Annotated in this window: 7 protein-coding genes; 4 read left to right on the top strand and 3 right to left on the bottom strand. The window is 60.9% G+C overall.

The features are described 5' to 3' along the window. Positions 1-11,490 carry a hemagglutinin repeat-containing protein gene (locus ACAM52_RS06560; RefSeq protein ID WP_369629415.1) on the bottom strand — a complete coding sequence of 3,830 codons (11,490 nt, stop codon included), beginning with the start codon at positions 11,488-11,490 and terminating at the stop codon, positions 1-3. A gap of 805 nt (positions 11,491-12,295) precedes the next feature. Between ACAM52_RS06560 and ACAM52_RS06555 the strand changes: the two genes are divergently transcribed. The 4 genes from ACAM52_RS06555 (at position 12,296) to ACAM52_RS06540 (ending at position 15,635) form a co-directional block, all read left to right on the top strand. Further along, positions 12,296-12,892: a recombinase family protein gene (locus tag ACAM52_RS06555; protein WP_369629416.1), complete on the top strand. Its 597-nt coding sequence runs from the start codon at positions 12,296-12,298 to the stop codon at positions 12,890-12,892. A 71-nt stretch (positions 12,893-12,963) separates the two neighbouring features. After that, positions 12,964-13,743: a DUF4145 domain-containing protein gene (locus ACAM52_RS06550; protein ID WP_369629417.1), complete on the top strand. Its 780-nt coding sequence runs from the start codon at positions 12,964-12,966 to the stop codon at positions 13,741-13,743. A 75-nt stretch (positions 13,744-13,818) separates the two neighbouring features. Then, positions 13,819-14,850 (top strand): DUF6685 family protein, encoded by a 1,032-nt coding sequence (locus ACAM52_RS06545; RefSeq protein ID WP_369629418.1) that lies wholly within the window; start codon positions 13,819-13,821, stop codon positions 14,848-14,850. 68 nt (positions 14,851-14,918) lie between these two features. Next, entirely contained in the window at positions 14,919-15,635 is a 717-nt protein-coding gene (locus ACAM52_RS06540; RefSeq protein WP_369629419.1) for a hypothetical protein, read from the top strand. Between the two features lie 104 nt (positions 15,636-15,739). Here ACAM52_RS06540 and ACAM52_RS06535 read toward each other — a convergent pair whose 3' ends face one another. Together ACAM52_RS06535 and ACAM52_RS06530 are read right to left on the bottom strand one after the other, a co-directional pair. Continuing rightward, entirely contained in the window at positions 15,740-16,675 is a 936-nt protein-coding gene (locus ACAM52_RS06535) for a hypothetical protein (protein ID WP_369629420.1), read from the bottom strand. A 651-nt stretch (positions 16,676-17,326) separates the two neighbouring features. Beyond that, on the bottom strand, positions 17,327-18,451 hold the full coding sequence (locus ACAM52_RS06530; protein WP_369629422.1) for a hypothetical protein: 1,125 nt from the start codon (positions 18,449-18,451) through the stop codon (positions 17,327-17,329). Positions 18,452-19,084 lie beyond the last annotated feature (633 nt).

The following is a 19,084-nucleotide window of genomic DNA, read 5'->3' as shown; positions in this document are numbered from 1 at the left end:
TCACCACCCTCCATTCAAATTCGTAACTCGCCCATCCTTGACTATGATCAGGTTGCGCAATCCGCCAATCGGATTTCTCTGCACATATTGCGCGACCTCGGATGCAGTCAGCGGAGAATCTGCCAAGTTCACGACTACATTATTTGCTTGGAATGTATTGACCTCCGCTGGATTGGATTTCTTGTTGATTACATCCCATATACTTTGGACATTGCCAGACCTCGGTGAATAGACATCTGCGAGTTCACCATTGATCTTCAGATCGGGTTGCTTTTGCTTTGTGGCTCCTTGATTATTCGGGAGTCGCTCTACGTCCAGCCCTCGCTCTGACAGAGTTTCCGCAGCTTCATTCTGACGTGTGATGCTGCGAATATCTTCTGCCGATGCGTTGGCGCGAGGCGCCTCAGGTTGTCCTCGCAAGGTACCTTGTTTCGGGGGCAACTCGTTCTCACGGAACAGCGCTCTCGCGTCGTCAACGGTAAGGCTTGCACCGTCATATGCGCCAGTACGGACCGGAGATCGTGACGTGAGAACTGTAGAAGAGCGCTCTAACACCCCCGCCACCGCATCAATCGCACGCCCACCGATCATTCCGCCCAGAACTACTTCCTCTAAGGTGTAGTCGCGCGGCGCCCCTCCGTTAATTGCACCGAGATAGTTAAGTGTGGCTTGACGCTGATTTGCCATCTGTTGACGCTCGACTTCAGCGGTCGGGGTGTTCAAAAGATAGCTATTGGCTCGCTGCTCTTGAGTAGCGTTAAATGCAATGAGATCGCTCCCCCCAACCCTGATAGGCTCACCATATATGTTCAAAATGGGCTGATTCTGGCTCGCCAAATTTCCGACCATGCGATCCGCGGTGGCAGCATCTGCGATGACTTGGGAAGATGAAAAATACCCTTGATACGGCAACTGACTCATTCCTGCAGCGGCCGCAAGGAATGCATCGCGTTTGCCCATTCCATCGTTGTCCACTCGCGCAAGTGTGGCTTGAGTCAACTGGTCGTACCAATACTTCTCGACCTTGGCCTGCTGTTCAGGCGTCAGCTGCTCGAATCCCTGGGTTTGTTCGCGAGCCGCCCGCTTCGCCTCTTGCGCTAGTCGTTGGCGCTCGTACGAATGCAACTGCCGGTTGTTGATGTCTATGCTGAACGCACTGGTCGCTCCCGAAGTGCCCCCAACAACTCCTCCGATGGCGGCAGCGGTCGCAGCCCCGACCGCCTGAGCCACCGGTGAGGGCAACCCCATGTCGACAATGGCGTCGCCAATCCGTGGCATTAGCGCGGAACTCACGCCAGCGCCCAACGCGCCGCCTACTCCACCACTTAGTCCACCAACGGCGGCATGGGCCAGGACACGATAGGTACCACCTTCCTTCCAATTCGTATCCAGATCGTCTGCCCGAGCGATCAATGCTGCTTTCTTGTCCGGATCGGTCTCGTTCGCGGCGTCTGCGCGTAGCTTTTTCGCATCGTTGAGTTTCTCAGCGGCATAGTCCCCGACCGCCTTGGCGGCCTTCTGCTTGAACTCTTGCGATATCTGCGCCTGAGCCTGTACGTCCTTGACGATCGTCTGCGTGTTCCAGTCTCTCACCAGCGCACCTGTGCTGCTGCTGTCCCCGGTTCTCACAGTCTGGTCGCCTGCGATCCCGCTGATGCCGGACTTGGTCACGCTGGTCTGGTTGTTGCCGCTGTAGCTCCCGTCACCCGCAGAGCCGCCAGGTCGCTGCATGGCGGCAATTTGCTGATCGGTCATCCCCTGCGAACGCAAAGCATCTTGGTGCGCCTGCGAATCGCCAGCAAAAAACGCAACGCTTTCGCTGACGCTGTAACTGCTGCCGCTCGACTGGCTCACGTTCTGCAAATCACTCATCGTGAGTGTGCCGCCCGTGCTGAAGCTGTTCTTCTTACCGTCAATCGCTGCCTGCGTGCTCTCGATCACCGCGCCCCGAAGGTTGGTGTTGCCCGCCACCTTGACGTCGAAGCCACCGTCGCCGGCCTTGATGCCCGCTTGCTCCTTCGGACTGACGAAGACGCCATCAGCCTTTGCCCCGGCTGCGCTCACGCCTGCAGAACTGATGCCGTAACAGATCGGCGGAATGCACAAACTCACATTAAAGCCCGAACTGCTCTGGCGCGACTGGCCCACGCTCACGTCCTGCATGGACTCAATGTTTAGGTTGCCGCCGACATCGGCCATGACGCGGTTGGCTTCGATGATGCCGCCGCGCATGTTGAGATCGCCACCACTGGTCACGTTTACGGCTTTGCCGCCACTTACCTTGGTGGCGTTGTAGCTGACGTCGTTCTGGTTGTCGCGGCCTTTTCCGTTGCTCACGCCGAGTTGGATGCTGAAGCCGTTCTGCGACCCTGCGCCGAAGGTGACGCCCACGTTCGCACCATGGCTGGAGTTTCGACCGGCCGACACGCTGGCGTTGCGGCTGGCTTCCAGCGAGATATTGTTGTCCGCGGACAGATTCGCGGTATTGCCTGCAGCGATGGTGGAACCGATGGCGCTAATGTTGGAGCCCTTGCCGCCACCCGTGGCCACGATGTTGACGTTGTTCGAGCCCACCACGCTGGAGCCCACAGCTTCGCTGCTATTGCTGAAGCTGGCCGCCTGGCTGGTGTTGCGACTGACGCTCACGCTCACGCCATAGCTCAAGGGCCCTCCGCTGCCAATCGCCTGGACGGCGTCGTAGGCCTGCTTGCCGCTCATGGCGAGGTTGATCGCACCCAACGCTTTCGCGCGGCCGTCGTTCGTGTTCCCCATCGCCTTGACGGTGTTGACGGTCCCTTGAATCATGTCCGTGCTCACGCCCATGAAGCTGGCGCTGCCGCCCAACTTGGTGCTGGAGCTGCGCTGCAGGTCCACGGTCTGCTCGGTGTTGTAGGCCTCGTTGATGACGACGTTCTTCGCGAGGATGTTGACATCGCCACCGGCCAGCGGGCCAGCTTGCCCCGCAGCCAACACACTGCTGGCGGTTTGGCGGTATTCGTTGCCTGCCACCAGTGTCACGCTGCCCGTGAGGCTGGCCACCTGGCTGGCCTGCTGGGTGGTACGGCTGGTCGCATGAGCTCCGAAATCCTTGATGTGGCCCAATCCAGGTGACGACCAGGAACCGATGAAGCCGCTCTTGGCATTGGCCGAGGAGCTGCTGCTGAGTTCGGTGTTCTGGGCGCTCTCGATAGTGAGATTGCGCCCGGCCATCATGGTGATGTCCCTGTCCGCGACGACCGTGGCCGCTTGCAAGGTGGTGTCGCGCCCGCTGACGGTCTGTAGGCTGCCGGCCGAGATGGTGGTACCGACGGCCTGCGTGCTGATGTCCGCGCTGACGCTGTTGCCTGAATTCTTACGATTGCCGTAGCCGCCGACCGGACCTCCGGCATCGGAGGCAACGGCCCAGGCTCTGGACAAAGCTGTGCTGCTGGTGCGCTGCTGACTGGCGTGCAGTTCAGTACGGCTGCTGGTCGCCGTTGTGAGATTGAGGTCGCGGCCCGCTGACAGGCTCATCCCAGCGTCGGAATGAAGTTGTGCGGCCTGGAGGTTGATGTCGTTGCCGGCCACCAGCGCCACGCTCTTGCCGCTGAGGCTGCTGGAGAGCACGTCCGTGGTGGTAGTGCTGTCGAAAGTGCTGGAGCTGCTCTTCTTAAACAGGCCTTTAGAAGACTTTTGCGTGGCCGTCGAGACGCTGGTCGTAGCTTGGCCTGCTGTGACATTGATGTCGTTCCTGGCTGTGGCGATCAAGGCCCCGTCCACGCTGGCGACCGCGCCTGCTCTGATGTTCAGGTCGTTGCCGGCCGAGAGGCGCACATTGTCTTGCCCCTGAATGACGCTGCCGACTTCGTGGCTTTCGGAAGCGATGCCCGCACCGCCCTTGCCCACGGCCACGATGGTGTAGCCCTCCTTGACCGTGTCGAGATTGATGTTGCGTGCGGCCCCCACGGACGAACTGCCGGCGCTCGCCAGAACAGCGCCGATCAGATTGACATCACGGCCGGCGGAAGCGATCAACACGCCGCCTGGATTGGTCACGTAGACACCGGCAATGCGATCAATGGCGGTATTGCCGTTGCTGGCACTCTGCGTGGTCGTTTGAATGTTGATGTCGCGCCCAGCAGTCAGAACCGCCGCATCTTGCGCGGAAATTGTCCCGCCAATGTTGCTCAGATCATTGCGGGCGTTGATGCCGACGTTGCCACCGGCGATCCGACCTCCCAGATTGCTGACGTTCTCGGCATCGATCTTGACCAGACTGCGCCCGGCAATCGTGCCCGTATTCACGACATCGCCTGAACTCTTAATGATCGTGGTGTCTGCACTCAACAGTGCACCTGCGCCGTCAATATCGCCCGGTCGCACGCGCACGTAGACCTGCGGCACCAGAACGCGCTGTGTCGTGCCATCGGGCAACGTCACCGTCTGCTCGACCAGCCAGACGATGTCACTGGTGAGCTGCGCCATCTGGGCTGGAGTCAACGCAATGCCTGGGCGCAGCCCGTACTGCTTGGCGAAGGTCACTCCCGCATTCATCAGCGCCGTGTACTGTTCGTCGTCGTTGCTGAAGCCATCCAGGTAGCGGTAGCCCGTCAACTGCGCGACCTGTTCCCGGATGAGCTTTTGCTCATAGAACCCGTCGCCCAGGCGCTTGAGAATGTTGTTCGGATCGAGCCCAAGGTTGTTCAGCAGGTAGTCGCTGCTGAGCCAGTTGCGGTAGTTCGCAAACCGTGGGTCGGTCTCGATGAGGTAGCTGCCCGGCCCCGCCTGAACATTGAAGAGGCTCGCGTTGGGAACACGCACGCTGGGCGTGCTGGTGCGAACGACCATCGGGATGGTCTGGGTCGCGCCGCCCTGGACCGATGAAGCAGCCGCACCTTCCGATCCATTGGTGCTCACGGTCGCTGGGCCCTCGCCCAACGGTGCGCCGATCTGGGCGCCGGTGCCGCCAGCGGTTCCGGCTAGATTGCCTGCGCTCTGGCCGTCGGTCTTGACCACGGCACCGACATTGGCAGGCACCTCCACGACTACGGTTTGTCCCTGTCCGCTGCCCACACTGCCGGCTTTTCCTGCGCCGCCCCCCGCACCGCCGACAGGCGCGACGCCTGCGTCATGGCCGACGGTTCCATTGATGTTCTCCTGGTACTTGTAGCTGCCAAGTGCGAACGTCTGCGGCGGCAGAGTGAGTTGCACATTTGTCGCCTGGACCTCGCCCTTGTTGTTGATCGCGGAGGCAAGGCCTGTGATTGTCCGGGTGCCCTGCAACCCGGAAGACTCGTAGCTCGTCGCCGTGATCTTCCCCCCAGCCAACACTTGGCTGTTTCCATTGGAAAGGTGCCCATTGATATCCATGTTGCCGCCGGCAACGAGGCGAGCAGGGTCGGCATTGATCGCGGTGTCTTCGGTAGTCGTGAGCAAGTTGGTCCACATGGAGAAGCCCCCCATGCCCACCAGCTCACCGGTGTCCTTTCGATAGACAAAACCATTGGCGGCATCGACGGTGACTTCATCCATCAGGTACATCGTGGTTCTTCCCACGCCGCTTCCAACGTACATCTGTGGCGCGATGCCGATCACCACGCTCGGGGTCACCGTCGGTGCGCCCTTCTGGATGTGAACGTCCCGGTTGTTGACCTGCCCCATCGAGATGGACATGTTGCCCAGTGACTCGATGTCCGCACTCAGGTTGTTGAGTTCCGCCCCCTGTCCCGTGGCATAGCGATTCGCGTCCAGCGAGCCACCGATGTGCATATCACCGGCGCTGAAGATCAGCGCGTGCTCTCGGTTGCTGATCGTGCTGGCGCCGATGTCCAAGTCGGCCCGCGCCGCGATGGTCGCGGCCTTGGTCACACCATTCGCCGTCTCTGCATCGTTATTGAGCGTGCCCACCGCAATGGAAACGGCGTCGCCGTAGACTCGCCCGGTACCGATGTTGTTGAGCGTGCCCGCATTGATCTGCGTCGCCCCCTTGCTGTCGATCAGGCCACGATTGTTCAGTGTCCCGGCCGCATTGACGATGGTGTCGGTCCCCGACATCTCCGCGTTGGCGGTGTTCTCGACGTTGTTGCCGCCCACCGTCAGGGTTTGGCCCGCCAGCAGCTTGCCGTTGTTGGTGAAGTTGCCGGTCGTGGTGTAGCTGAGGTTGCCGTTGGCGGCCACCTCGCCGTTGTTGACGATGTCCTGGCGCAGCGCAATGCTCAGGTCCTGGCCCGACACCGCCTTGCCATCCCCACTGAAGATCGCCGCATCGATCTTCAAGCTCTTGTCAGCCACCAGCGTGCCGTTGGTGTTGACGAGGTTCAGGCTCTTGGCCCCGGGGTTCGCGCGATTCGGGTCGAGGATGCTCAGCGCGTTGCCCGCGGAGATCAGACCGCCGGTGTTATCGACCGTGCCGCCGCTGGTGATGGTGGCATCGACGTCGGCACGAATGGCTCCGTTCGTATTGCTCAGGTTGCCGGCGTCAATGACGACGTTCTTGCCTTCGATCCCCTGGTCCGTTCCCTGTGTGCCGTCGTTTCCGATGTTGACGGCGCGAATCGTGGTCGTCGCCCCGGAGCGAATCAAGCCCTGGGTATTTCCGAGGCCGACGGTGCCGATCTCGAGGTCGCCCATTGCGAGCGTTTTGCCACCGTTGTTGTCATACCCCGAGAGACCTGTGCTAATCGCAACGCTCGATTGCCCCAACACCATGCCGCCGCCGGCATTGGAGAAGCCATCTGTCTTGGCGGTCAGCGCATTCTTCGCGCCGATGAAGCCGGCAGCGTTGTCGAGGCCGCCGCTCTTGATGTCGAGCGTATCCGAACTCGTGATGCCACCCTGCTTGTTGTCGTAGCCGGCGGCGTTGGTGTTGCGCAGCGTCTGGCCGTTCGTGTCGATGACCATCGCACCGCCGGACTGGATCAAGCCGGCATCGTTCGTGAGTGCGCCCGAACCGATGGTGACCGTGGTGGTTGCGGCCAATGTTCCGAGCGCGTTGTTCAACGTGCCCTTTTGCGTATCGATGGTCAGACTTGCGCCAAAGACCTTGCCCCCGACGTTGCTCAGCCCAGCATTCGCCAGCGTTGCATTTGCACCCGCTTGCATCGTGCCTTTGTCGTTGATGGTTGAGCCCGTGGTGGTTACGCCCAGATCGCCTTCGACCGCCACCACGGTGCCACGGGTGTTGTCCAAGGTGCCAGCTGCGACCGTGGTGTTTCCATTCGCGGCCAGCGTGCCGCCGATGTTGGTGGCGGCGCCGCCGACGGCAACATGAAGATCGCTGACGGCTGTCGCTCTGCCGTCGTCATTGCTCAGGCCGCCAGCAGTGATCGTCATATCACTGCCCGCGCCGATCACGCCTTTGTTGCTGTTGTCGAGTAAGCCGATGACCGTCAAGCTGAGGCTCGAATCTTCGGCCGCGCGGATCGTTCCGCCTTGGTTCGTGAGCCTGCCCGCGGAAATGGTGGTGTTGCCATTGCTGGCGAGGACTCCGCCATTGCTGTTGTCAACCGCCCCCTTCACCGTGATGCGGGTGGCTTCAGTGCCGGTCTGGACGATCTGGCCACCTCTGTTGCTCAAGGAGCCCGCATCGATGGTGATCTGCTTCGCGCTGGTGACGCCGCCATCCTGATTGAACGCGCTCGAAAGAGCGACCACCAGTGCGCCGTTCGTGGTGATCTGCCCGTTGGCGCCGTCGAACCGACCACCGGCGATGGTCAGCCTGCCAGGGCCTGCATGTTCGATCTTTCCTTCGGCGTTTCCGATCTTCGCGGCTTGCAGCGTCAGGTCTTGCCCGTTGCTGGCAATGCGTCCGCCGTCGTTGTTCAGCGTTCCGCTCATCGCGATCGTGGTCGCGCCTTTGCCGACCTGCACGATCTCACCGCCTTGCGTGTTCGTGAGATTCGAGAGCTTCAGGTCCAGTTGGTTCGCGTTGATCTTGCCGGCCTCGTTGACCAAGGCCTGCGCGGCATTGCTGTTGGCGGCGATGGCGAGCGTTCCGGGTGTGACGACGGTAGCCTTGCTGGTGGTCACGTTACCCTGCGTGGCCGTGATCGCGATATTGGTCGCACTGGTTTGGCTAGCCGACACGTCAACACTCGCGCCCTGCAGCACGGCGTCACCGGCCGCCAAGCTGGTGCCGTTCGCAACCAATGCGCCCGAGGTCGTGACCCTCAACTCGCCCACATCGCCGAGCTTGCCGTCGTTCTGAATGCCGGCACCGAGCACGCCGGTGCTGCCACTTCGCAAGCTTCCTGCCGTGATCGTGGTGTCCTGCCCCGCCGTGATGCTGCCGTCGCTTGCCAACTGGCCGCTCACGGCGATCGTGGTGTCGTGGGTGCCGCGCAAACTGCCACCCGCACCATTTGTCAGGCTGCCAGCGTGGATGTCCAGATCAGTAGCAGCGCCGATGTTGCCTTGAGCATTCGTCAGGGCCCCGCTCACATTCAGTGAGGTCGCAGCTTCAGTGGATTGAATCGAGCCCTTGTCATTGTTCAAAGCGGCGGCATTGAGCAAGACCGCCTGTTTTGCAACCAGCGTACCTCCAGTGTTGTCGGCCATCCCTTGGACGTTGACCGTCAACTGCTGGAGTCCGGAGACGGCGCCACCGTTGTTGTTCAGGCTTCCAGCGTTCAGGGTGGTATCGCCGTTCGCAGCAATCGTGCCACTCTGATTGCTGGTGGCGCCGCTCGTGGTGCTCGATACATCGCCTGCCGCGGTGATCCGGCCGCCATCGTTGTCGAGGCTGCCGGCATTCAGGGTCGTCGTGCCACCCGCGCTCATCTCGCCCTGGCGGTTGTCCGCCAGGCCTGCCACCGTGACCGTCAGGTCCGATGTCTGGGCTGCGCGCAAGGTGCCACCCTTGTTGTTCAGACTGGCAGCGGTGAAGGCAAAACTGCCGTTGCTTGCCAGCGTGCCGCCGCTGTTGTCGATAGCTCCGGAGGTCACGATGTGGGTGGCGCCAGTGCCAGTCTGCACGATCTCACCGCCCTGGGTGTTCGCGATGTTCGAGACCTTCAGGTCCAACTGGTTTGCGTTGAGCTTGCCGCCTTCGTTGACCAGGGTCTGGCCAGGCTGCTCATTGGCCGTCACGCTCAGGGTGCCCGGTGTGACGACGGTGGCCTTGCTCGTGGTCACATTGCCCTGCGTCGCAGTGATGGCGATGTTGGCCGCGCTGGTCTGACTACCCGACACATCGACGCTTGCGCCTTGCAGCACGGCATCGCCCGCTGCAAGGTTGGTGCCGTTCGCAACCAGCGCCCCGGACGTCGTGACACGCAAGTCGCCCACACCGCCGAGCTTGCCGTCGCTCTGGACGCCTGCTCCGAGGACACCTGTCGTTCCACCTTGCACACTGCCTGCCGCGACCGTCGTGTGGCGGCCTGCAGTGATGCTGCCGTCGTTTGCCAGTTGGTCATCAGCCACGACACTGACATCGTTCTCGCCCCGCAAGCTGCCGCTGTTGGCGACCGAACCCGCCTTGACATTCAGATCGGTCGCCGCGCCGAGCGAGCCACCGCTGCCATTGATCAGCACATTGACCACGTTGACCTGCACGCCGGCCTGCGCCGACTGGATGCTGCCCTTCGTGTTGTCGAGGCTGCCAGCGCCCAGCACCACCGCTTGATTGGCAATCAGCGTGCCGGCGTTGTTGTTCATGGCCCCTACCACCTGCGCCATCAGGCTGCCAGTGGCCGAGATCGTGCCGCGCGTGTTGTCCGCCTTACCGCCAACCGTGAGGCTGGCATCGCTGCCGCTGGCGAGCGATCCATCGACGTTGATCAGGTCGCCGCTCGTGACGATGTTCAGTGACCCCGCATTGAGCCTGCCGCCGGTGTTGTCGAACTGCCCGACGTTGGCGCTGAAGCCGTTGCTGACGTTGAGCGTGCCGCCGTGGTTGTCGAAGGTCGGCTGGTTGACGCTCATGCTGGCGAGGCTCAGGGTCCCGCCGTTGTTGTTGATGTTCGCGCTCTGCAGCGTGATCGGACCGCCTGCGTAGATTTTTCCGCCATCGTTCAGGATGGCTCCAGCCGCCTGGATGACACCGGGCGACGGTGGCACATAGGGCGCCGGCGTGATCGCTCCGCCGGTGCTCGTGCCGGCCCCAGAGCCGCCGCCGTCGGTTGGTGTTCCGGCGGTGCCGCCGCCCGTGCTGCCTTCAGAACCAGTGCCCGTACCACCACCGGGCTGCGATGGCGTCTGCGCAACAGGCTCCAGCCCGATCACGCCACCGCTGGTGTTGCTCAGTGCCGGCGCAGAAATCTCCAGCGCAGCACTGCTGGTCTGGCGGATCGTGCCGCCATTGCGGTTGTCGATGTTGCCTGCGGCACTGCTCAACTCGACGCGCGCCCCCTCCAACGTGCCGCCCTTGCCGTCGATCGAATTGGCCAGCGTGTCCTGCGCGGCAATCTTCAGATTGCCGCCGCTGCTGATGCGGCCGCTGTTGGCCACGCTCGACACAGCCAAGTTCGCATCGGCCATGGCCTGAAGGGTTCCGATGTTCTCGAGACGGCCGGCGCTCGTCACGACGAGCTGGCCGGCACCGCCCAGTACAGGCGTCCCCGGCGCGGCCTGGATGGTTCCTGCATTGCGCACGCCCAGGCCCGCTTCGGTGCCGATCAATGTGATCTTGCCGGCGTACATGCCGCCCAGCGCCGCCACATCGAGCGCAAAGGTGGGCGCGGCGCCGGTGCCGGCGGTCGGCGCAACCTGGCTGTGATCGGCCGAGACCTGGTTGGCCCCGGTCACCACTTTCAACTCGCTGGCCCAGATGCCCGCGTTGGCTTGCACGGCGCGGGCCAGGATGGCAGCGTAGTCGGTCTTGCTGGCGTCAAGGCCCGCGCCGTCGATGGTGACCGTGCCGCCGCGCACAAGGAAACTGTCGAGCCCGCCCATCGCATTGAACTGGGGCGTCCCGGTGGTGAGCGTGGCGCGGCTCGCGTTGATGAAGCCGCCGCCGTCGACGCTGATGCCGGCCGGGTTGGCAATGATCACTTCGGCCCTCGCCCCGCCGACTTCAATGTAGCCGCGCAACTGGCTCGGGTTGCCGCCGTTGACCTCGTTCAGGATGATCCGCGCGGGCCCGGTCGCGAGGAACGGGTTGCCCTGGACGAAACCGCCCAGTTGCGTCTGCACGTTGGTGCGGCTGTTGTTCAGGATCGCCCCGTTGGGGCCGACGTTGAACTGGTTGTAGATGTTGCGCGAGACGCCTGCGGTCGACGGCGTCTGGATGTTGATCAACGGCACGCCATTGGGGGCAACAAGAACTGTGGGCCGCTGATTGCCCGGAACGTTGGGTGCGCCAACTATCTGCGCATGAACCGGATTCGCGGCGAACATGCCGGCCAGTGCAGCGCCCACAAGCATCGGAGCAAACGCGGCAGACCCGACCAACGCGGCGCCTGCAACCAAGGTCGCTTTGGAGCGCCCTTTGCCCGTGCTGGACGCCGTCTCCTGAACCACCATGCGCATGCCTCGGGCGGCATTGAAGACGATGCGATACAGATGACGATTCATGTCCAGAACTCCCTGAGATTTCTTATTTAGTGCTCGCGTCAACGTTGTATCAAAACGCGTCGCGATCGAATTGTCAGGGGCGGACAGCCTATTGAGCGTGGCGCTACATGCCAGCCCTGCGCACAAGGTCACGAATTGAGGCTTGGCAAATGTCGAGAATTCTTGAATTGATTTTTCAATTAATTCTTAGGTATTCATGTCGACTCAGGCCTGGCCTTGCTGCAGAACAGCGCCGATTCGAGCGATCGACAAGCCGGGGAGCGACCCGATAGGGAGTCCATCACCGTTCAATGCCTCCTGGATATCCGCGTAGTGGATTCATGTCCGGTCCGTCATCCGCAATACGCCGTTTACCTACGCAGTTCTCCGGGCGCGCACGGTGGATGCCGGTGAGCCGTGGTTCCAGCGACGCGATAGCCAACGCCCAGGCGAACGCGGCGAAAAAACCATCATCTGCGTAAGGCTCGCCGGCGTCGCACCCGTGGTCGCAGGGAAGATTTTTCTCGCTCAGCGCATAGGCGTCCGCCGTGGCGCTTGAGTGCTTTCCAGCCACTGCGCCACCGCCACACGCGAAATGTGGCTTGGCGGCCGATCTAGTGGCTTGGCGACGGTGTTGGTGGCTCGAATCCGGTCACCGCTGATTTTCTGGCGCTGATGCCCGTTTCGTCCATCTGAAGTACACGCTAGTCAGACATCTTCGATGGCGTCGTTTCGTGTCTAGATAGGCTCATTTTTGGAATTTATCGACATTTTCCAAAATACCTTATAGAGTCAATCCGGACATTGACTCTCGGAGCGAAAGCCCATGACATCATCGAAAAAATCCGCTAACGGCCAAAGGATCGGCTACGTCCGCGTCTCCAGCGCCGACCAGAACGACGCGCGCCAGCTCGAAGGCTTGGAGCTTGAAAAAATCTTCACTGACAAGGCCAGCGGCAAAGACACGAACCGTCCACAGCTTCAAGCCATGCTCAGCCACGTGCGCGATGGCGATCATCTGTACGTCCACAGCATGGACCGACTCTCGCGCAGCCTTGTGGACTTGCAGCGAGTCGTGGAGTCGCTTGTGGCGAAGGGCGTGAGCGTGATGTTTGTGAAAGAAAACCTGACGTTTGAGAAACCGAGGGACGGCGCTGGCGATCACGCGACCAGCTACGCGCGATTGCTGCTCCAGCTGCTCGGAGCTGTCGGCGAGTTCGAGCGCGCGCTGATCAAGGAGCGCCAGCGCGAAGGCATTGCCATCGCCAAAACCAAGGGCGTCTACAAGGGGCGCAAGCCGTCGCTCAATGCGGAGGCCATCGTGACGCTCAAGGAGATGGCGGCGAGCGGGGTGGCGAAGGTTGATATCGCAACAGCGCTTGGCATCTCGCGGGCCAGTGTCTACGAATATCTCAAGCAGTGAGGCATTGTTCGTAGTCGCTCCATCGTGCCTGCCCATATCATCATGCCAACGAGCCAACGGAGAACCGCATCGTGCTTCTGCATCAGATACAAAACCGGACCTGCGTCAACTGCAACGCGATCGCATCGTTCTCTGTATTGCACGCCGCCCCCGAATCCGTCAAGGTCCCCGCGCAACACGGGCAAATGCGCTGGTCGGAAGGCCCGCGCATCCGCGCGTTCGTCGCATGCGGAAATTGCCGGCAACCGAGCATGCTGACGTTGGAGCCGCACGCATTTCATCGAGGACATGGCATGAACGGTAACTCCCACCTTCAATCGGCGTTCTTGAATAGGTTGCGCCCCTTGTCCACGATTTTTCAGAATGCGCCAGAGAGCATCAAGAACCATTGGGCAGTTGTTGGCAATGAACCGGGGGTTGCGATCAACGACTTCTACGATGTGGTCCGTGAGTTTCCGTCCGCAGCAGTTCAAACCCCCGACGAGGGCGCGCTCCCCCCGAGCGTCAGCACTCAATTGAACCGGTTGGTCAAGGTGCTGCATGAGCCCGTATCAGCCATGTTCGGCTGTCGTCGCACGCTCGAGATCGCATGCAAGGAAAAATTGGGAACTGCCGCCAACGGAAAGAAGCTTTACGAGCTGATTGATGCAGCACTGGCCGACATCGAGGCGACCAAAGAGATTTCGCAATGGGCGCATGCGATACGCCATCTCGGCAACGAAGCCGCTCATGACGTCGAGACAGAACCTACAGAACAAGATGCGCAGGAGGCCTACGAAGTCGTTCGGCTGATGCTCGATCTCTTGTTCGCATATCCAGCGCGAATTCGAAAGCTCCGGCCGTCACCTTGACGTCGTGGTGGCCGGGCCTCCCTGTAGAGGGAGCTTGAACTACTGCTCAGAATAGCCGCATCATCAGGAGAGCCCATGCAAGCAATTACGTCGGTTCCCCGTTTCTCAGCGGAAAACGAAAGCGACCCGCCCCCACCCGAATGGGTGAGCGAATCCGAGCAATGGCCGTGGTGGCGTCGCCGCTTCAAGCACCCTTCGATCCAGGCTCGAATGCGAATAGATGCTTGGAACTCGTTGCGCGCACTCTTGAACCGTCCAGCCACTACGTTGCGGTGGGGTACTTCCGAGGCCCAAGGCATCTTCGGCAATGCTGTCAGCCGTGTTGATACCTTCGGCGACCACGGATGCTCTGCGCTGAATTTTGACGGCTGGACCTTGATCGACGGTCGGTTTCGCCGCATGACGGTGCGATCGCCATATGGCCCGCTCACTATCTCGGCAACCACAGAGAACTTTGTCTTCGATATCACCGAGATCGACGGCATTTCGGAAAGCAAATCTTCAGACAGATACTTCGCCACTGTCCAAGACTTCGGCGCCGATTTCACGACCTATAAGCGAACGCCGGTCGACGCAAATGGACTCGCAACCATGCTCGCTCACGGCGAGGTACGCATCGGCAACCCCGGGACCTCCGACAGCGTAGGTTCGCGTCTCTGGGACGGCAAGCTCTTTCTCTATAACGCTGGGGGATCGCATCACTTCGCAGGGGCAGCGTACATCGCGAAGCAGTTGAACTTCCACGTTCCGCTGCGGGCGCTCCATAAGGCCATTGCACTCAATCCAAAAGCGGTGAGATGGCTGCTATCGACATTCGTATTGCTGGCTGTCCCCAAAGCACTCGCCGCACCGACACAGGTTGCCAAGCTGACCGGCTCTTGCTTCGAGTTGAGCGTGCCCGACTGCATATGCCGGGATGCAACGCTGCTCTTGATTCCGCACGGCAACGAGTCGACGCTGAGGATTGTCGACGCCTTGAGCGGCGCTGGCGCTCGCGATATCGGTCCGTGGTTCAGTGAACTTCTGGCATTGCAATCCGATAGCTTGCGTCGGCTCAAGGAACGCTTCGGTGATCGGATCGAGTACCCATCAACATTCGACGAGTAGGGAAGACCGTAGTTATTGCCAGCAAGGAATGGGGCCGCAGTTGCTCTAGTAACCGAGGAGGGAAACGTATGGGTGAGATCAACATTCCGCGCGCCGAGCAGGAAGCCTTGAGAGCGGTCGACACCGAGGCGCTGAGAAAACTCATCGAGCAGAGTCTGCGTGAAGAGCGGCCGTATGCCTTGCGGGATCTCCGCCTCGAGAACTGCGGGCTATACGTCGTTTCCCGGCTTCGGCAATACGAGACTGCGCTGGCAGAGCATGGCAAGGCGAAGGCGGAAAAAAAGCGTGCGGAGACGGGATATCGCGCTCGTCGCGCCGGCAGTGATCTGCTGGATGCCATCCAGCAGATGAAGGATCGCGTAGAAACGGAAGAGAAAGAGGGGCAGTACTTCTACGTCGACGACCTGATCATGCCGCCCTCCCGCTTCAGCGAACGGGTGACAGTTCGGGTGAACTACAACTGGCGCCGATCAGTGGAGGACAAGTGGGCATACGGCAGCATAACTTTTGTCCACGATGTCGACTCTCGGCCTGACTACACCTTGCCCCAACCAAGCCGGAAGCCGAGCGCCGCCAAACAGGAGCGGGATCGACAGGAGAAGCTATATGACGAATGGAACCACCTTATGAAATTGGGTCTCCATTCAGTCAGAGAATATTTCCGCGAGGGCGGTGACGGAGCGGCGATCCCGCAAACGTTCCAGGCGAAAGCTGATTCCTATACTCGAGGTCTGAACAATTTCAGTGCCAGATTCTGGCTTGCGCGGTCTTCGGCCTCCGAATAGGTGGCCTCAACGCATTGCGCTCGGCTCTCTGTTGGTGCCACGAACTGCCGTTCGCAGCCTCCAGTCGGCAATGGGTGAAGGCGAACACCCGGCCTTCCGCTCTGCTAGCTCGTCCTCGATTTCTTAGGCCACCGCATCTCTCCGACGCGGCAACTGATCAGCGGGTACCGGTCGACGACGAAGAGACCAGGGTCATGAGCGTCTTGGCTGCCGACGAAGAACAGCCAAGCCTTCTCGCGAAGGCCTTTCTTTCCAACGACCTCCTTGCGCGCACGTAGAAGCTCGTGCTGCAACGTCGCCCGTTGCAAGCTGGTCCAGCCCGACCAGTTGATGCGCACGCGGTACTGCATGGTCGGCCGCTTGGCTCCCTTCGGCCACGCACCGGCGTTGAGCGTCCATTCTTCGTAGCCAGTGCCCTTGGTAGCGAAGCCCCAACTCAGAGGAGCATAGAACAAGCCAGTTGGCACAGGTTGAGCACGAACACCAGCGAAGCCAAGTTGTCTGAATGCCGTGCCATACGTACGACCTGCCACTCCGGGGATTCGGATCGCCAGCTGCATTCGGTCATTCGGGAACTCCATGAAGATTCGGCAGATCGGTCGCAGTGTCGTGACCGTGTGGCCGTGATAGACGGGGGCGCCGTGTTGAAGGGCCGGCGGCGAAGGTCTGAGCTTTACAGCCATCGACTGCTTGGCACGCTGCGGCGCGGTCGCGAGAACAGTCCCGAGCACTGAGTCCACGACCAGTCGCGAGGGGAAGGGAATCGGCAGCCCGCCGGAAGCTCGCGTCATGCCGCGCTTACGAGCGGTCGATGTTTTTGCGCTCAAGAAGCCTGCGATACCGCAGCCGTGAGCATGAGTACTGCCCTTGCCGATCTTGAAGTACGGCCGCCGCTTGCTGATGTCCTTGAGGTACGACGCCGGGAACACATCGACCGCACAGCCGGGGCACACAAAGCTACCTCTCTCAATGACCTCCATGTCCCACAGTTGCTCCGCATCGATGATGTGGCTGGTCCGGCGGTCACGTGCGCTGTCCATGACCAGGCCCTCCACTTGCGGATGCTGCCCGGACATTTCGAGCGCGGTGGAGAGCCGTGGGGTGCGCGTGCGCCGCAGTCACCGCCGATCCTTGCGCTGAGCCGTGACGTTACCCATGAGCTTGCGCTTTGGACTTAGCTTCGGCTTGGCCTTGACTTCAACGTTGACGTGGCGCGCCGTCTGGTGTCGGCGCCGGCTCAGCATCTTGCGAACTTGAGGAAGCATCGACTCGGGCACACGCACGGCCACAGTCCTTTCACGGTAAGGGCTGCGCTGGTATGGCGGTCGAGGTTGAGAAGCGGCGGTCCCGGCGATCACAGGCTTGCCGGCGGGTGATGAAGACATATTGATGTTCTCAAGAGTTACGGTTACATCAAATTAGTCGCCGGGCCGGTGCGACCGGCTCAATCCGACCAGGCCAATTCCTTGCAGGAGCTTTCTTCAACGCTCAGCCGTAGGTCGGCATCCGCATGTGAGCCGTGGGGCTCCCGGTCGTCGAGATCGGGCGACCTTTCCCTCCAGTAGCGCGTGAGAACCGCGGCGTCACCAGAATGCGGGCACATGAGGGGTTGCTTGTCCTTCGGAGGCTCGAGTCCGCAGCAACGACTTGGATGCTGCGGAGGTGGGCTGCACGTCTGCGTGCGTCTTGTATCAACGGCGCTTCTTCGGACGAGCTGCCGGTTGCTCATCGTCGTCCACAAACGCTTCGGCCGGGAACAAACCGAGATCGCGTAGAGCGTCGCATGCTTGCTGCCACATCGGCTCGGGCTTCCACCACGTGGCTTGCCGATCGCGCCAGAACTTGCGGACCTTCCGAGCTTGCCGGCTGTTCTTGAATGCGGTCAGCGCGGTCTTCAAGTCGTATTGTTGGCAGATGGAGATGAACGCCAGCTTGGTCAGCTCGTCCAACCCGGCACCGTCAGCATCGAGCATGGTGAAGCCAAAGCGCTTGAACCGGTTGCTTAGTTGGGCGAGCTTGGCAAGGTGGAGGCCGCGCAGCTTTTTGCCGCGGACTTCGACGCGCATCCGCTCCGGTTCGTCGAGCGCAGCATGGAATTGCTTGATCAGGTTGGCTTTCAGGGACTCGCGTCCGAGGCCGCCGCCGTTGCGGTGCTTGGCAAGCTGGCAGAGCGCGGCGTGGATGCGTTCCGCTCGCTTGTCGTACACCGAGGTCATGTAGTCGCTGCTGACGCTGCCGAAGTTGTATGTCTCGACACGGCCATTCTTGGACATGCGTTTGCCGAACACCGTGTGTTGCTGCGCGTTCGTGTACGTCACAAGCATTCGGTCCAGGTTGGCATGCTGGATGTCAACGGCAAAGTCCACAACGTTGATGCGGGGGTGCTTCATCAACTCGTCGTACTCGACTTCGCCGATCAGTCGACGCAGCGTCCGGTGCAGCAACTCGACGTCACCGGGCAACCACTTCGACGGATTGACCAAGACGCGAATGCCACCCTTCTGCCGTTGGGGCTGCAACGCACCGACTTGCACCAACGCTTTGCTGCCGCTGTGGAGCTTGATGTTGAAGTTCAAGTGGTACCGTGCTCCCTTGACAAAGGTGTACTCGCAACGACCAGCCTCGATTGCTTTGGCCAGGCGGCGCTCTACCGCCGCGACCATCTGCTTTTGGTGATCGAAGATGCGGCTGCCCCAGGACAAGATGTAGGCAAGGCGATCACAAACGGGAAGCGCCACGATTGGCTTGAGTTTCATATCGGTTTCCAGATTGGGGAGAGATGTGGAGCCGGTGTCCGGAATGAACATCGACTGCATCGGCCATGCATGACGGATGCGCTCAAGAGAAGCCACAAGGCGTAGCTGATCGCTGCTCGATCTCGATAGCCGAGGCTCTCAGTGCGATTGAGGTACTGGAGCGCAGCTACATGCGCTGGCGATGCACAAAGTATTTACAGCAACCGTCTGAGTGCAGATCGGCACGGTTGGACCGGGCACGCGAACAGCTCCCGATGGCCCAGGGAAAGCAGGAAACGTGGGGGATCGCGAGGAATCGCGGATACGAATGAGATTGCGGGATTCGCCCGGTCAGCGTGGCATCTCTCTCAGACCGTTTACTTCATCTAGTTGGTGAAGATCAGACGATCAGAAGTTGCTTAGCTGTTCTTCACCAGATATCAGCTATCTGTACATATCAAGCATGAGCTAGCCGTAGTTCAACAGCTACATCACCAACAGACCATCTACTGGTCTACATGCACTGACTACACTCTTATTAGTTCCAGGCGACTTGCGCTCGATCCGCGTGGTGCAGACAGCTTCCAACCACACTCAGAGCGAACAGTTCCAGAGCCCGACCGTCGTCTTGCAGTTGCTCGCGCATGCTCGGAGGGAGAGAGGGCGTTCTCCTTCTCTCCCTCCGAATACGCCATATCTGCATATTTGGCGCAC

This window comes from Variovorax sp. V118, assembly GCF_041154445.1.
Classification (GTDB): domain Bacteria; phylum Pseudomonadota; class Gammaproteobacteria; order Burkholderiales; family Burkholderiaceae_C; genus Variovorax; species Variovorax boronicumulans.
Note: the sequence above shows the minus strand (reverse complement) of the source record. Positions and strands in the feature narration are given on the sequence as shown.

What these genes read in the sequence shown, in the direction of transcription:
- ACAM52_RS06560 (WP_369629415.1), bottom strand. Translation starts at nt 11,490, where the DNA reads ATGAATCGTCATCTGTATCGCATCGTCTTCAATGCCGCCCGAGGCATG.
- ACAM52_RS06555 (WP_369629416.1), top strand. Translation starts at nt 12,296, where the DNA reads ATGACATCATCGAAAAAATCCGCTAACGGCCAAAGGATCGGCTACGTC.
- ACAM52_RS06545 (WP_369629418.1), top strand. Translation starts at nt 13,819, where the DNA reads ATGCAAGCAATTACGTCGGTTCCCCGTTTCTCAGCGGAAAACGAAAGC.
- ACAM52_RS06540 (WP_369629419.1), top strand. Translation starts at nt 14,919, where the DNA reads ATGGGTGAGATCAACATTCCGCGCGCCGAGCAGGAAGCCTTGAGAGCG.
- ACAM52_RS06535 (WP_369629420.1), bottom strand. Translation starts at nt 16,675, where the DNA reads ATGGACAGCGCACGTGACCGCCGGACCAGCCACATCATCGATGCGGAG.
- ACAM52_RS06530 (WP_369629422.1), bottom strand. Translation starts at nt 18,451, where the DNA reads ATGCAGTCGATGTTCATTCCGGACACCGGCTCCACATCTCTCCCCAAT.